General features: G+C 60.3%; 10 protein-coding genes and 3 pseudogenes. 6 read left to right on the top strand and 7 right to left on the bottom strand.

What is annotated here, in order from left to right; translation table 11 throughout:
* Positions 1-71 precede the first annotated feature (71 nt).
* Together pqqF and ACZ0AV_RS03140 are read right to left on the bottom strand one after the other, a co-directional pair.
* On the bottom strand, positions 72-2,399 hold the full coding sequence (pqqF, locus tag ACZ0AV_RS03145) for a pyrroloquinoline quinone biosynthesis protein PqqF (protein ID WP_499149685.1): 2,328 nt from the start codon (positions 2,397-2,399) through the stop codon (positions 72-74).
* Positions 2,400-2,883: 484 nt separating this feature from the next.
* Positions 2,884-3,037 (bottom strand): annotated as a pseudogene (locus tag ACZ0AV_RS03140) (IS3 family transposase); the annotation flags it as partial.
* A gap of 35 nt (positions 3,038-3,072) precedes the next feature.
* Here ACZ0AV_RS03140 and ACZ0AV_RS03135 point away from each other — a divergent pair.
* The 5 genes from ACZ0AV_RS03135 to ACZ0AV_RS03115 all read left to right on the top strand — a co-directional run bounded on the left by ACZ0AV_RS03135 (position 3,073) and on the right by ACZ0AV_RS03115 (position 10,008).
* Positions 3,073-3,483: an FAD-dependent oxidoreductase gene (locus ACZ0AV_RS03135; protein ID WP_499149684.1), complete on the top strand. Its 411-nt coding sequence runs from the start codon at positions 3,073-3,075 to the stop codon at positions 3,481-3,483.
* Positions 3,484-3,762: 279 nt separating this feature from the next.
* Positions 3,763-4,704, top strand: a complete 942-nt coding sequence (locus ACZ0AV_RS03130) for a chromate resistance protein ChrB domain-containing protein (protein WP_499149683.1) — start codon at positions 3,763-3,765, stop codon at positions 4,702-4,704.
* Positions 4,697-6,064, top strand: a complete 1,368-nt coding sequence (chrA, locus tag ACZ0AV_RS03125) for a chromate efflux transporter (protein ID WP_499149682.1) — start codon at positions 4,697-4,699, stop codon at positions 6,062-6,064. The genes ACZ0AV_RS03130 and chrA overlap by 8 nt, the downstream gene beginning before the upstream one ends.
* 337 nt (positions 6,065-6,401) lie before the next feature.
* Complete coding sequence (locus ACZ0AV_RS03120; protein WP_499149681.1) at positions 6,402-7,901, top strand: ATPase domain-containing protein; 1,500 nt, start codon at positions 6,402-6,404, stop codon at positions 7,899-7,901.
* Positions 7,858-10,008 (top strand): hybrid sensor histidine kinase/response regulator, encoded by a 2,151-nt coding sequence (locus tag ACZ0AV_RS03115; protein ID WP_499149680.1) that lies wholly within the window; start codon positions 7,858-7,860, stop codon positions 10,006-10,008. Before ACZ0AV_RS03120 ends, ACZ0AV_RS03115 begins: the two co-directional genes overlap by 44 nt.
* Before the next feature lie 39 nt (positions 10,009-10,047).
* Here the strand turns inward: ACZ0AV_RS03115 and ACZ0AV_RS03110 are convergent.
* A pseudogene (locus ACZ0AV_RS03110) lies at positions 10,048-10,374 on the bottom strand (hypothetical protein); the annotation flags it as partial.
* Here ACZ0AV_RS03110 and ACZ0AV_RS03105 point away from each other — a divergent pair.
* Positions 10,372-10,464, top strand: a pseudogene (locus tag ACZ0AV_RS03105) (sulfonate ABC transporter substrate-binding protein); the annotation flags it as partial. The pseudogenes ACZ0AV_RS03110 and ACZ0AV_RS03105 overlap by 3 nt on opposite strands.
* Before the next feature lie 69 nt (positions 10,465-10,533).
* Here the strand turns inward: ACZ0AV_RS03105 and ACZ0AV_RS03100 are convergent.
* The 4 genes from ACZ0AV_RS03100 to ACZ0AV_RS03085 form a co-directional block, all read right to left on the bottom strand.
* Entirely contained in the window at positions 10,534-10,770 is a 237-nt protein-coding gene (locus tag ACZ0AV_RS03100; RefSeq protein WP_499149679.1) for a hypothetical protein, read from the bottom strand.
* A gap of 365 nt (positions 10,771-11,135) precedes the next feature.
* Positions 11,136-11,969 (bottom strand): DUF3618 domain-containing protein, encoded by an 834-nt coding sequence (locus tag ACZ0AV_RS03095; RefSeq protein ID WP_499149678.1) that lies wholly within the window; start codon positions 11,967-11,969, stop codon positions 11,136-11,138.
* Positions 11,966-12,382 carry a phage holin family protein gene (locus ACZ0AV_RS03090; protein WP_499153278.1) on the bottom strand — a complete coding sequence of 139 codons (417 nt, stop codon included), beginning with the start codon at positions 12,380-12,382 and terminating at the stop codon, positions 11,966-11,968. Before ACZ0AV_RS03090 ends, ACZ0AV_RS03095 begins: the two co-directional genes overlap by 4 nt.
* 11 nt (positions 12,383-12,393) lie before the next feature.
* Complete coding sequence (locus ACZ0AV_RS03085; RefSeq protein ID WP_499149677.1) at positions 12,394-12,903, bottom strand: hypothetical protein; 510 nt, start codon at positions 12,901-12,903, stop codon at positions 12,394-12,396.
* Between the last annotated feature and the right edge of the window lie 651 nt (positions 12,904-13,554).

Genomic DNA, 13,554 nt, shown 5'->3' with positions numbered 1-13,554 from the left:
CCCGGGAGGTTCCACCTGACGAAGGTTGCAGGATTTTGCCGGCGAAGGGCACGCGTGGGGCCGCTGGCGGCTCAACAGGGCGGCATCCATGGCCAGCCTGCGGGCGGTGTCGCCTGGTTGGCCAGGCACAGCCAGCCGTGATGGGCGTCGAGCAACTGGCCTAGCAGCGCATCCAGGTGGTCCTGCTCGACGTCGAGGACGGCCTGGTGCAGCCGTGGCAAGGCAGGTTCTTCGCCGGCCAGCCGGGTCTGCCAGGCCCAATCGGCCACCACGGCATTACTCATGGCCGGCTCCTTGAACTGCTCGGCCAGTTGCAGGCGGGCCAGCGGATCGAGGCGCAGCCCCTCGCCGAGCAGCGTCAGCAGGTGGTCGAGCAGTTCTCCATGGCCGGTATGCGGGGATTGCACGCCAAACAGCAGCCCGCCGTAGCCGGCGACCTGGCGGAACCCGCTGAACACCACATAGCCGAGCTGCAGCTCGACGCGTAGCCGCTGGTACACCGGCCCTTGCAGCAGGTGCCCGAGCAGGCGGCCGGTGGCCTGCAGCCCTACCGGCAGCGGGCAGAACAGCAGCAGTGCGGCTTGCTCGGTGGGCACGCCGATCGACACCCAGCGCCGCTCTGCCGGGAACGGCGCAAAGTAAGGTTTGTGCACCTGACCCATGATGTTTTGCAGCGAGGCTCCGAGCGCGCCGTGGCGGGCTTCGTCGAAGCCTATGGCCAGGCCCTGCCAACGGGCCTGCTGCCAGAGCTCGTCGAGCAGCGCCTGGTCGCGGCTGCAGGCAGGCTGTGGTGGCAGTGCGCTGGCTTGCAACGCAGCAGGCAGCGCCTCGAGCAGGGCACGGATTGGCATCGCTGCGGGCCGTTCGCCGGCCTGCGCGTGCCAAACTTCGGGGGCAGGGCGGCGCAGTTGCTGCAGGGCTTCGCCGCTGGCGCGGATCACCGCGTCCGGAGAGCCGCTGACCTGCAACTGCCAGTACTCGCCAGCGGCCGTAAACGCCAGGTGCACCGCCGCCTGTTCGGCACGTTCGCGCAAGGTGCTCAGGGCCCGCTCGGCGATCACCTGGAAGCTCTGGCGCAGCGGCGAGCCGATCTGCCAGCGCAGATAGACCGCGGCGAATTGTCGGCAGGCCGGCAGGCTGCGGTCGATGACCAAGCCGGCGGGCAGCGGCACATGGGGCTCGGCGGGCTTGGCCAGCAGCGGTTCATCCGCGGGCAAGTGCCAGTTGCCGAGTTCGCCCCGCGGCAGGCCGTCGAGCAACGCGTCCAGGGCCACTAGGGCCTGTGAGTCGAGCTCTCGCAGGGGCTGCCCGGCGCTGTCGAGACGCGCCAGTTGCAGGGCGTTGGCCGCCGATGCGCGTTGTTTTTGCCGCTGGCCGAAAGCCACATTGAGACGTTGGTGATCCTGTTGGCGGATGAAGCCCAGCCAACCATGCAGTAGGGCCTGCGCCTGGTTCGGGCAGGCCGTGGGCGTCAATTGCAGTTCGATGTGCCAGAGCAGTTGGCCAGCGTGGGCATACAGCGGCTGAGCCGAGCAGGCCTGCAGCCAACCGCGCCGACGCAGCTCGGCCAGCCAGCCGCCCGGCCGGCTGTCACGCAGGTGATCAAGCAGCAGCTCCAGCGCCTGCGTCGCACCAGCCGGCAGGGCCTCGTGGGCGAACAGCAGGTCGCAGTAGGGGGCGCGTGCCTCGCTCAGGCGCAACTGGCCGTCGAGCAGGGGCACAGGCGCACCGCGTTGCTGGCGGCGGCCCTGGGCGAAAAGCGCAGCGTGGCGGCGCGCCAGTTGCTCCAGTTCTGCCAGCGACTGTGGCCCGGCGAGGCTCAGGGTGATCTGCCCCGCCTGGTAGAAACGCTGGTGGTAAGCCCGCAGGGCCTGCTGGAACGCGGTCGTCTGCAGCGGCAGAGTGTAGCGATTGCCGGCATGGAAGCCGCTCAGCGGATGGCGCGGCGAGAGCGCCTGCAGCAGGGCAAAGCGCCGTTGCGCCTGGAAGTCGCGTGACCAGGCGATGAACTCGGCGTGGATCACGTCACGCTCACGTCGCTGGCGCTCGAGGTCCAGCCCCGGAGCGGCGAGCATGTCGCACAACCGCAAAAGCGCGCCATCTAGGTCTCCAGGTGATACCTCGCAGAAGAAATCGGTGTGACGTTCTGCGGTACTAGCGTTGACCTCACCACCCAGGCGCTGGACATAGCGCATCAGACCGTCCGCCAGCGGGAAACATGCGGTGCCGAGAAACATCAAGTGTTCCATGAAATGCGCCAGCCCTGGCCAGCGCGCCGGCGCATCGTGGCTGCCTGCGTGTATGCGCAGGGCCGCGGCGCTGCGTTTGAGGTGCGGCGCATGTCGCAGGTTCAGCTGCAGGCCGTTGGCTAGAGTGAGGTGGCGGGTGTTGCGCGGCATGGGATCTCCGTCGTGCTGGTCGTCATCCTAGCAGGCCGTAGGCCTGCTGAGGGGGCATCGAGGAGGCTAACCAACGGACCGTCAGTCAGGCGATTGATGCCACGGACAAAGCTGACCCTGAGATGACTTGGTTCAAGGAAGCCGAGCGACGCGGTACTTGCACCTCGTCCGTATTCCCTGCTGACAGGATTGAGTGGCCTGCAAGCCCCCCGGCGAACGACAAACAGCTGATCGCCAGACAACGCACGCAAAACGACCGGTAAGTGTGTCGCCATGAACACCTGCAGCGGTACCGTCAGATCCTTCGCCCCGAGTGAGTCCAAGAAACATATCAGCCGGTGCGGAACTAGGCCACGTTCCACTTCGTCAACCAAGGCGATGGGAGCGATGATGGCGGAAGCCCTTTGAAACCCCTGCTAGCTCTTCAGCACGAAACTGATCCCTCAGCGAGGCTCGTGATGCTCGGCCATCAGCAGCTCGGTGGCTTTTTTAATATCGACTTTTCCAATCCCAGGCGATTTACTCGGGCTTCCAATTCCTGAATTTTTTGCTGGTCGGGCGTCAGCGCTTTGCTGGTCGGGGGCAGTACTGTTTCGCTCCGCTTCGAGCTGGCTGACCCGTCGGCGCAAAGCCGACTCAATGCCAACCCGTTATCCGGCCTGATCGGGTCACCGTGCTCTTCTGTGGTGACCAGCAGGCCTGCGAAGAGGCCGAGGCGATAGCGCGTCACGCGGGCATCCTTCTGATCGGCGACGGTGTAAAGCATATCGACGTTGCCGACGGCCGCGTTCAAGTCGTGACAGGGAGCGACGAAACCTTTTGCTTCGATATCGTTTATCCGTCTCTTGGGTCTCGCTTCTGTTCAGAGCTAGCCATGCAGTTAGGAGCAGAAACAGACGAGCAGGGCGCTCTACGCGTGGACGGTCGTCAACGCACCTCAGTTGTCGGCCTGTACGCGGTAGGTGACGTGGTGGATTCGCTCAAGCAGATCGCGGTGGCTACCGGTCAGGCAGCCGTTTGCGCTACTGCGGTCCATAACAGTCTGGAAGTCCGCCTGTGGAACAGTGAACAGGATAAGAAATGAGCCGTGTTTGGGCCGAGTAGTCCGTTTTTCGCTGAGGTACCAATCGAAGCTGCAGATCGAAATTTGCATGCCGATTGCCGGTCACGCGCATGCTGCTCAAGGAACGGCGAAACCGCCGTATAAAGCCCTTTATCTGACCAGCAAACGGCGCCTGAGGGCGCCTTTTTCAAAAGTGTGGTCTTGAAACCGCATGCTCCGGTGGCGTTGTCAGGTGGGGCTTCCAAAAGCGCTGGCTCAGGGATATTGTAGCGATAAGCACATCTATGAAGTGATCGCTACATGAAAAGCTGGCTTTGCTTGGTCATGGCGCTTCCGACCGCCAATGCGACGGCACGAATGCGCGCCTGGCGGTCGCTCAAGAGCGCTGGAGCTGCGGTCCTCCGGGACGGCGCTTATTTGCTCCCGGCCATACCGGATTGCGCGTCCCTCATGGCGACTGTAAAGCAAGACATCCTGACAAATGACGGCACTGCCTACCTGCTCCCGGTTCAGGACGATCAGGGCGAGCGCTTCATTCCGCTGTTTGACCGCAGCGGGGATTACCTGAAGCTTCGTAATGAAACCGAGGCGCTACGCATAAAGCTCAACGCGGACAACGCGATGGAGATCGCCAAACAAGTACGCAAGCTTCGGCGAAGCCTTGCCCAACTGAGCCATATCGATTTCTTCCCCACTGATTTCGGGCGGGAGACCGATCACCAGCTTCACGAACTGGAGAAGGATCTCAGTCGTGCGATTTCGTCTGACGAGCCCTATAGCTTCGAGCGTCCCATCGTGCGTCTGAACCCCGCGGACTATCAGGGGCGCGTCTGGGCCACTCGAAAACGCCCTTGGGTGGATCGTCTCGCCAGTGCATGGCTGATTCGGCGGCTGATTGATCCCCACGCGACGTTTGTCTGGTTGCAGACGCCTGCAGACTGCCCACCCGACGCCCTGGGTTTCGACTTCGATGGCGCGGCCTTCAGCCACGTAGGAAAGCGCGTGACGTTCGAGACGTTACTGGCCAGTTTCAGCCTGGAGACGCGCGCGCTGGAACGCATGGCAGCGCTTGTCCATTACCTGGATACAGGGGGAACCCAGCCAGAGGAGGCCGCAGGAGTTGAACGAATACTGGCTGGCATGCGCGCCACGATCAGCGACGATGACCAATTACTGACATCCTGCGCCGCTATCTTCGACGGCTTGCTCAGTGCTTTTGAGGGAGAAAACGCGAGTGAGTGAAACGACGCTGCACGTCGCTGAGCCTGAAACCACGCCCGTTCAGGCACCGAACATTGGGTTGCTCGAAGCTTTCATCTTCTGGTTGAAGCTGGGTTTCATCAGCTTTGGTGGGCCCGCTGGGCAGATTTCGATCATGCATGAGGAACTGGTCGAGCGCCGCCGCTGGATTTCGGAGAAGCGCTTTCTGCATGCACTGAACTATTGCATGTTGCTTCCCGGCCCTGAGGCTCAGCAGCTGGCTACCTACATCGGCTGGCTGATGCACCGCACCTGGGGCGGCGTGATTGCCGGTGTGCTGTTCGTGCTGCCGTCGCTGTTCATCCTCATCGGGTTGTCCTGGGTGTACATCGCCTTTGGTGACGTCCCGGTCGTGGCTGGACTTTTCTATGGCATCAAGCCCGCGGTGACGGCGATAGTAGTGCACGCGGCCCACCGGATCGGCTCACGCGCACTTAAGAACAACTGGCTATGGGCAATCGCAACCGGCTCGTTCGTGGCGATCTTTGCCCTCAATGTTCCGTTCCCGGTCATCGTTCTGGCTGCTGCGTTGGTTGGCTATCTTGGCGGCCGTTTCGCCCCGGAAAAATTCACCGCAGGCGGGGCGCACGGGACAACGCGGCAGTCCTTCGGGCCGGCGGTAATCGATGACGACACCCCGACACCTGCGCACGCTCGTTTTCGATGGCCTCGTCTGATAATCCTGCTGGTCGTGGGCGCCGTCCTCTGGACCCTGCCCATGGGCGTGCTGACGTTGATCTTTGGCTGGCACGGCACCTTCACGCAGATGAGCTGGTTTTTCACCAAGGCGGCGCTGCTTACCTTTGGTGGTGCCTATGCAGTGTTGCCGTACGTCTATCAAGGCGCTGTCGGGCATTATGGTTGGCTGACCCCCACACAAATGATCGATGGGCTTGCTTTGGGCGAGACAACACCAGGGCCCTTGATCATGGTGGTTGCCTTCGTCGGCTTCGTTGGCGCCTACGTGCAGCAGGCCTTCGGTCCCGAACACGCGTTTCTGGCTGGTGCGCTGGCGGCAAGCCTGGTCACCTGGTTCACCTTCCTGCCGTCGTTCCTGTTCATCCTCGCGGGAGGCCCGCTGGTTGAGTCGACGCACGACGCGCTCAAATTCACGGCCCCATTGACCGGCATTACCGCCGCCGTAGTGGGCGTGATCCTCAACCTCGCCCTGTTCTTTGGCTATCACGTGTTGTGGCCCGAGGGCTTTACAGGGGGCTTCGACTGGCCATCCGCAGTGATTGCCGTGGGGGCGGCCGTTGCTCTGTTCCGTTACAAGCGTGGCGTGATCCAGGTACTCGCAAGCTGCGCCGTTGTGGGGTTGGCCGTTCACCTGGTCAGGTGATTGCCGCGACTATGAGGAGAGGAAGGCGGCAGCCCGGGAGGGCCGCCACCTACTCCTGGACAGCCCGTTTGATTGAGGTGTACTCACGGTTGACGCGGGGTCGCTGTCACGTGCCTTGATCTGCTGGTGGTCTTATCTGACGCAGGGCAGCCGGAACGGAGTCCGTCTTCGTGCTGGTGCCGAACACCCGGGCACACCGAGCGCCACGAAAACGATGAACGGCACGACTCGGGTTTAGTGGCGTCTCAATACTGTGGTCTTCTGGCGAAGCGGCGCTGCGCGTCCCATACTTCACCGACTCATCCTGCTTTTTCTCCACTATTTCCCCGAGGTTTAAATGGCCCATCCCCGCCCAATCGTCTCGACTGGGAATGCCGGATTCGACACAGTGCTCAAGGGTGGCTTGCCTAGCAACCGACTTTACTTGCTTGAAGGGACGCCGGGAGCCGGGAAAACCACGCTAGGCCTGCAATTCTTGCTCGATGGTGTAAGCGCTGGAGAGTCGGTGTTGTACATCACGCTTTCGGAAACCAGTGAGGAACTGGAAAGCGTTGCTCATTCCCACGGCTGGTCGCTGGACGGCATCGACCTCTTCGAGTTCTCCTCCACCGAGGAGGTCATGGGACAGGAATACGAGCAGTCGATCCTCCATCCCTGGGAGGCGGAGCTGGGTGACACCATCAAGCTCATCCAACAGCGGGTGGACACGCTCCAGCCAAAGCGCCTGGTCTTCGACAGTCTTTCCGAGATGCGGCTCCTAGCTCAGGATCCGTTGCGCTATCGCCGGCAGGTACTTGCACTCAAGCAATATTTTGCGGGTCGCGACATCACCGTGATCCTGGTCGATGACCTCACCAGTTCGAAAGGCGAGCGTGACAATCATCTCCATAGCTTGTGTCACGGCGTCATCACACTCGAAAGGCTGACCCTCGACTTTGGCGCCGCGCGCAGACGCCTCCAAGTGCAGAAGCTGCGAGGCGTGGACTTCACCGCCGGTTTTCACGACTTCACCATCCGCGTAGGTGGACTGGAGGTCTATCCGCGTTTGATAGCGGCCAAGCATCACGTCGGGTTCCGGGCTGAGGCAGTGCCAAGCGGTATCGGTGAGTTGGATGAGCTGTTGGTCGGCGGTCCTCTGAGAGGCACCAGTACGCTTATCACCGGGCCTGCCGGTACAGGCAAGACCACTATTGCGTTGGCCTACCTGGCCGCCGCCTGCGCCAGGGGGGAGCGGTGCACGATTTATGAGTTCGACGAGCGGGTCGGCACGTTGATCTCGCGTGGTGACGCCATGGGTATGAACCTGAGTCACTACCTGTCCAACGGACAATTGGTCATTCAACAGATAGATCCGGCAGAAATTTCCCCAGGAGAGTTCGCGTGGCGAGTTCGTAGCGAGGTTGAAGAGCGCGGCAGCACGATGATCGTCGTTGACAGCCTCAACGGGTACATGGCCGCCATGCCTCAGGAACAGCAGCTGATCCTGCAGATTCACGAGTTGCTGTCTTACCTGAGCCAGCTTGGGGTGGTCACCTTTCTGATCAACCCGCAGCACGGACTGGTGGGAACGATGTCCACGAACCTCAATGTGTCCTACGTTGCCGATTCCGTCATCCTCATTCGTTTCTTCGAAGCTCAGGGGCGGCTACGTAAGGCGATCTCCATCCTGAAGCACCGAGGAGGCGCCCACGAGGATGCAATCAGAGAGCTTCGGATTGACTCCAAGGGTGTGCGCGTTGGCGAGCCGCTCGTAAATTTCCGCGGTGTATTGACGGGTACACCGGAGTATTTCGGTGCCGACCTTCCACTCATGGAAGAGCGAAAACGTGTCAATTGAGCCGTCAGCCAAAACCAAATCCCTGCTGATAGTCGCGCCATTCAAGGGGGATGTCCTCACCCTGGGTAAGCTGTTTGGCGGTACCTACCCGCTGCAAACCTTTGACAACCTGAGCTCACTGTCTGGAGCCCTTGGGGAAGAAACAGGGTTGGTGATCCTGACCGAGGACAGCCTGTCAGGCGACGTACGGCAATTCGGGCAGGTTTTAGACCGCCAACCGGGTTGGTCGGAAATCCCCATCATTTTGCTTGCCTCAAGCTCAGGCCGCCCTGGGCGTGACAACGATGCCAGACGGCGCTTACCCAGTTCGGCCGGGCATGTGATCGTTCTGGAGCGGCCGCTCAGCTCAGCTTCACTGCTGAGCGCCACTGCTGCTGCCTGGCGTTCTCGCGAGCGGCAATACGAGATGCGCGACAATCTCGCCCAGTTGGCAGAGGAGCGCAGCCGTCTGCACATCCTCCTGGAAAACATTCCAGTCGGGGTGTGCTTCATGGACACCCAAGGCGCATCACTCGTCAGCAATCCCTTGTACCGCCAATACGTACCTGAAGGTGTCATTCCTTCGAAGCAGCACGATGCTGCAGCACGCTGGGTGGGGCTTGATGCCCAGGGCAAGAGGCTCGAGCCCCACATGTTTCCCGGTGCAAGGGCCCTGAGGGGTGAACCTGCACGTGGCATCGATTTTTTCCATAGCCGCGACGGTCAAGAAGAGTCGTGGATGAGGGTAAGTGCGGTGCCGCTCTACGATGGTAATCGCAAGATCATCGGGGCAGCTTCGGTTCTGGTGGACATCAGCGAAGAAAAACAGGCGGAGCTGAACCTGCGCCGATTCAACGAAGAGCTGGAAGTACAAGTCAAAGCGCGCACTTCAGAGCTCAACGAGGCAGTCGTGCGCCTGCAGCGCGAAAGCGCTGAAAGACAGCGTGCCGAGGAGCAGTTACGGCAATCGTTGAAGATGGAGGCGGTTGGACAGTTGACCGGAGGAATTGCGCACGACTTCAACAATATGCTGACCGGGGTGATCAGCGCACTGGACCTGATCAAAATACGGTTTGCCAAGGGCCGGCTGGAAGACGTGGATCGCTTCATGGACGCCGCGATGCTCTCTGCGCAGCGGGCCAGTTCCCTGACGCATCGGTTGCTTGCGTTCTCCCGACGGCAGTCGCTGGATGCGAAGGCCGTGTCACTAAACCAACTGATCAGCGCCCTTGCAGATCTGCTTCAAAGAACGATAACGGAAAAAATCGTATTGAAGCTCGACTTGAGCCCAGAAGAGCCGTGGATCTTCGCGGACGCCAATCAGCTGGAAAATGCCATTCTCAACTTGGTCATCAACGCTAGGGATGCCATGCCGCATGGCGGTGCGCTGACGATTACCACCTGTATCGAAAACGGAACGGGGCAGGGAGGCACGCGGCACATATGCGTGCAGGTAAGAGATACCGGCTATGGCATTCCCAAGGAGCTATTGAACAAAGTCACCGAGCCGTTTTTTACCACCAAACCCATTGGTCAGGGCACGGGCCTGGGGCTCTCGATGGTTTACGGTTTCGCCAACCAGAGCAACGGGAGCCTGTCGATCAGCAGTACGCCCGACGTCGGAACAACAGTTTCCATTTGCCTGCCGGAAAACCCCGAAATCAGCTCGCAAGACGCGGCGGTTTTGGAGGAGGTGGCCGTCGGGAAAGGCCAGGTTATTCTGCTGGTCGAAGACGATGACTCGGTCCGTTTGATCAATCAGGAAGTTCTTGAAGAGCTTGGTTACGTTGTCTACGTGGCTCGCGATGGCGAGGAAGCCCTAAGGGTATTTGGCAGTATCGAGCAGGTTGCCCTGTTGGTGACGGACGTGGGGTTACCGGGAATGAACGGTCGGCAGTTGGCCGAAGTCATTCAGCAGCTCCAGCCGCGACTGCCTGTGCTGTTTTTAACTGGCTACGCAGAGGGTGCGATGAAGAGGGCGGATTTCCTGGGCCCCTACATGAGGCTCATGACCAAGCCTTTCGCACTGGATGTGTTCGCGTCGTGTGTCGCGAGCATGCTGACCGATCGGCCTTGCGCACCAGAAGATTCCGCGCTGTCCACTGTGCCAATCGCAACGAGCTATTAGCCCGCCTGAAGTCGATCACTTGCTGACCACCTTTCATCCCTACTGCACCTGCGCTTGGACAGTCGGCACCCTGGGCGTTGCAGATGTTCTGGGCGTTCCCTGTTCTTTAACCAGTGCACGAATGCGTGGCAGCAGGTCCTGGCCGTACTCCACGGCGTCGCGTAGCTGCTCGAAGCCGCGGAACAGAAAGGTGGTCACTCCGGCGTTGTAGTAGTCCAGCGCGGCCTCGGCCACCTGATCCGGGGTGCCAACCAGGGAGGTGGAATTGCCGGCGCCGCCGCTGAGGGCGGCGATCTCGGTCCACAGGCGCGTGTCGTGCACCTTGCGCTGACTGGCCAGCTCCACCAGGCGCGAGGAGCCCGCGTTGCGGTGACCAAACAGAATCTGCAGCGCGTTATCATTCTGGTCCGCAAGGATTCGCCGATCCCCAGCCTGGCGAATTTGCGCGGCAAAAGACCGTCGACTTCTTCGCCGGCCTTGGTCTGGTGAAGGGCTACCCGGCCGACCGGCTGCTCGATGAGTCCTTTACCTCGGTTTTAGCTTGACCGCAAGGACGGTAAGGCCGGCGCTCGTGATCACGCCCAATGCCAAGAGAATCAAGACAGTGGTCAGGTTACGTGAGGGCAGGTGGGGAAGAAAAAGGAACGGCACCGCCAGCGACCAGCTGATCAGTGTGACGACAAAGACCACCATTGCGGTGGTTGACCCCATTGCCGCGCGGCGATCCAGGCAGGCGGCTGCCTCCAACAGTACCTTCTCCATTTCGGTCTCGGTGTTTGACGTCTGGGGGCGCAGCTAGCAGCGCGCCGTTAGCTGAATGGATGGGATGTAGCCGGTATCGCGCATGTTCGGCCAATTCTTCGGCTCGATCAATTGAGGTACCTCGTCCACGAATATTCACCCATCGAAAATGCGAAGGCCTTCATCAACGAGCCTAAAGCAGCTTGCCGTAACTGTCCCACCGATCACGCCCGATGCGATGCTGCAGTTGCCTGGGCCGTTACTCATCAGGTGCTCGAACGACTCCCATACCCCTGCCGAGGCGAGGACAATCGGACAAGCGCGTGGCGACGCTTTGATCGTCAACGACGCCATCGCGCCCTTGAGGGGCGCGATGGCTCATCGAGTCAGGACTGGATGCCCAACCCTTGCGATAGATCGGCACTCTCCGGGTTGGCTTCTGGGGTTTTAGCGCCTCGCTCGGTCTCCGCTCTGTCGCGGGGTTGTTGAACATTCCCCTTCACCGATGAGTAAGCCTCTGCGCCCATGGACTTTGCCTTGGAAACGGCCTCATCACGGGTTTTGCCGAAGAGTTTATCTTCGCTTCTACTCGACGGGAGTGCCGCACCAACAGCTGCACCAAGCGCAATGCCGATGGCTGCCAATACCAATGGCTGCTCCTTCATCGTGTGGCTGAGCTGCGCCTTGACCTGGCTTGCTTGAGCATTTAGCTGGCTGCTGGCGTTATGAGCTGTGTCGCTGAGCGTGCTTGAAGAGGCATCGAGCGAGTGGGTAGCCCGGTCGGCTAGGTTGCTAGCTCCGCCCACCACACGTTGGCCCTTGGCTTTGGCCGAGTCCACGGCACTATGGAGTTTGTCACCGGCATGCGAATAAGCACTCGTCACCTGGTTGAGCGCGTTGCCAATCTTTTCCCCTAGGCCGGGGCCCGAGGAGGGGGTGCCAGGATTGAATGGCTTGTTTTGGTTCATAGCCAGCCATGCCAACCCAATACCCGTTAGCGCGGTAGGTATTGGATTATTCTTCAACGCGGTACCAAGGTTCTGAACAAACTGACCTCCATTACCCTTGGTGTACGCCAACGCTTGATCAAACAATTGTCCGGGGCTGAGGCGGTTCTCCAGGGAATCGACAATGTTGCCGATGCTCTCCCGCTTGGCATTGATTTCTTGCTCAAGCATCTCGGGGCTTTTACCCGACTCTTTTTCAAATGAGGTGCTCATGACACTTTCCTCTTCAAGGCTTCGTTATCCTGTTTGACGGCGTTGAGCGTTCTGTCAGGAGTGAAGTGCGCGGGCTCGAACTGTTTTTTACCTGTCTTCACCATCACCACGCCGATGAGTAAAGTGATACCGCCGACAATCAGCGCTGCCAGCCATAACTGCATCACGGTGCCCAGCCCATACACAGCAGCCATCAGAAGGATGACCAAGCCTGCAAGCAGTACAACGGCGCCCCCTGCGACGGCGGCGATTCCAGCTTGAAGGGTCGCCAGGCTTTGTTGCAGCTCAGCCTTGGCCAGGGCTACTTCTTTGCTGAAAAGCTCCGGCACTTCACGGGTCAGCTGCCTTAGCAATGCACTGATCGATGCACTCTCATGAGTTTCCGCTTCCCCGTTTGCCGGTGTGTTGCCCATAGTGTTCTTGCTCATGGCTCGTCACCTCGCAGGTTGCTTGCGCAGAGGGGGGCATCAAAAGTGCCGCCGCTTGTACTGCCAGCAAACGAAGTCGGGGCAGAGGTGGACGTAGGCGTTTCGCTATTCGTTTGTGGTTCAGGTGTACTCAACGATGAGCCACCGCCTGCCTCTGTCGATGATATCGACGCGGTCGCGTCGGCATGATTGGCGCTGGCACGGAGAAAGCGTGAAAGACCGAAGCCGATGGCGACGCTGCCGGCAAGGAACAAGGCCGGATTGTTCCGCGCTAACAGCGCGCCCTCATGCAACAAGTCTTCAGCGCTCTTATCCCGTACCCGATCGGCAAAGGAACTCATGCCAGTGGCCAATTGCTCCAGATAATGAGAAATTCCGAGGGAGTCTTTTCCTTCGAGCGCAGTGGCTGCCGACTGCGCACCCTCGGCTAGCGAATCGATTTGATCGGTGGCGCGCTCGCGCAGATGCTCGTAATGCTCCGCACTCTGCTGCTTGGCTTCCTCCATCGTTGCACTCGCCGCATCGGCGAGGTTGTGAGAGGTTTGGTGATTGGGCTGACTGGGCGTGGGGGAGCCAACGCCCTGTGGAGGTTGTCCAGATATGCTCATCTTCTTCCCCTTTTGTGGAAGCGCCAGACACACGACTCAGCTTGCCAAAGCGCGTTGGTTTCAAAGGGAGTGACGAAAACAAGCGAAGTGAAGTTCACGGCAAATGACGAGCAGCCTGCGACCTCCAGACCTGTCGATGTTTCACCCAGACCGCTAAGTGGACTTCAACACTTTCTTGATTTTAGAGAGCCAGTATCAGTGAGTACCGAAAGTGATCTGAACCCTGAATCGAGGTGTGAGTACTTTGATTCGATGGAGGTTGTGCCTGCAATTTCATGGTGTTCAAAGAGGGCGATGTCTGCTTGAACTTGCTCGCTGCGAGCGACGCTGTGAGCATGCATGGTCACGTCATCATCGGCTGCGCAATCAAACAGTGCGGCTTTTTCTCCTTCGCTGCTCCGCACCCTCAAATCACGCGGGGTTGCCACATTGGTGACGCTTGAAAACCTCACGTCCGTTCCTAAGCGCTGCCATCAGTGCAGGGAAGGCGACGGGCTACAGGCTGTCTCGACGGCGTAGCACCTCGGAACACCTGTCGGACGAGCGGAT

It is taken from the genome of Pseudomonas sp. AC532 (genome assembly GCF_979258965.1).
This window is presented reverse-complemented; position numbering and strand designations above follow the sequence as displayed.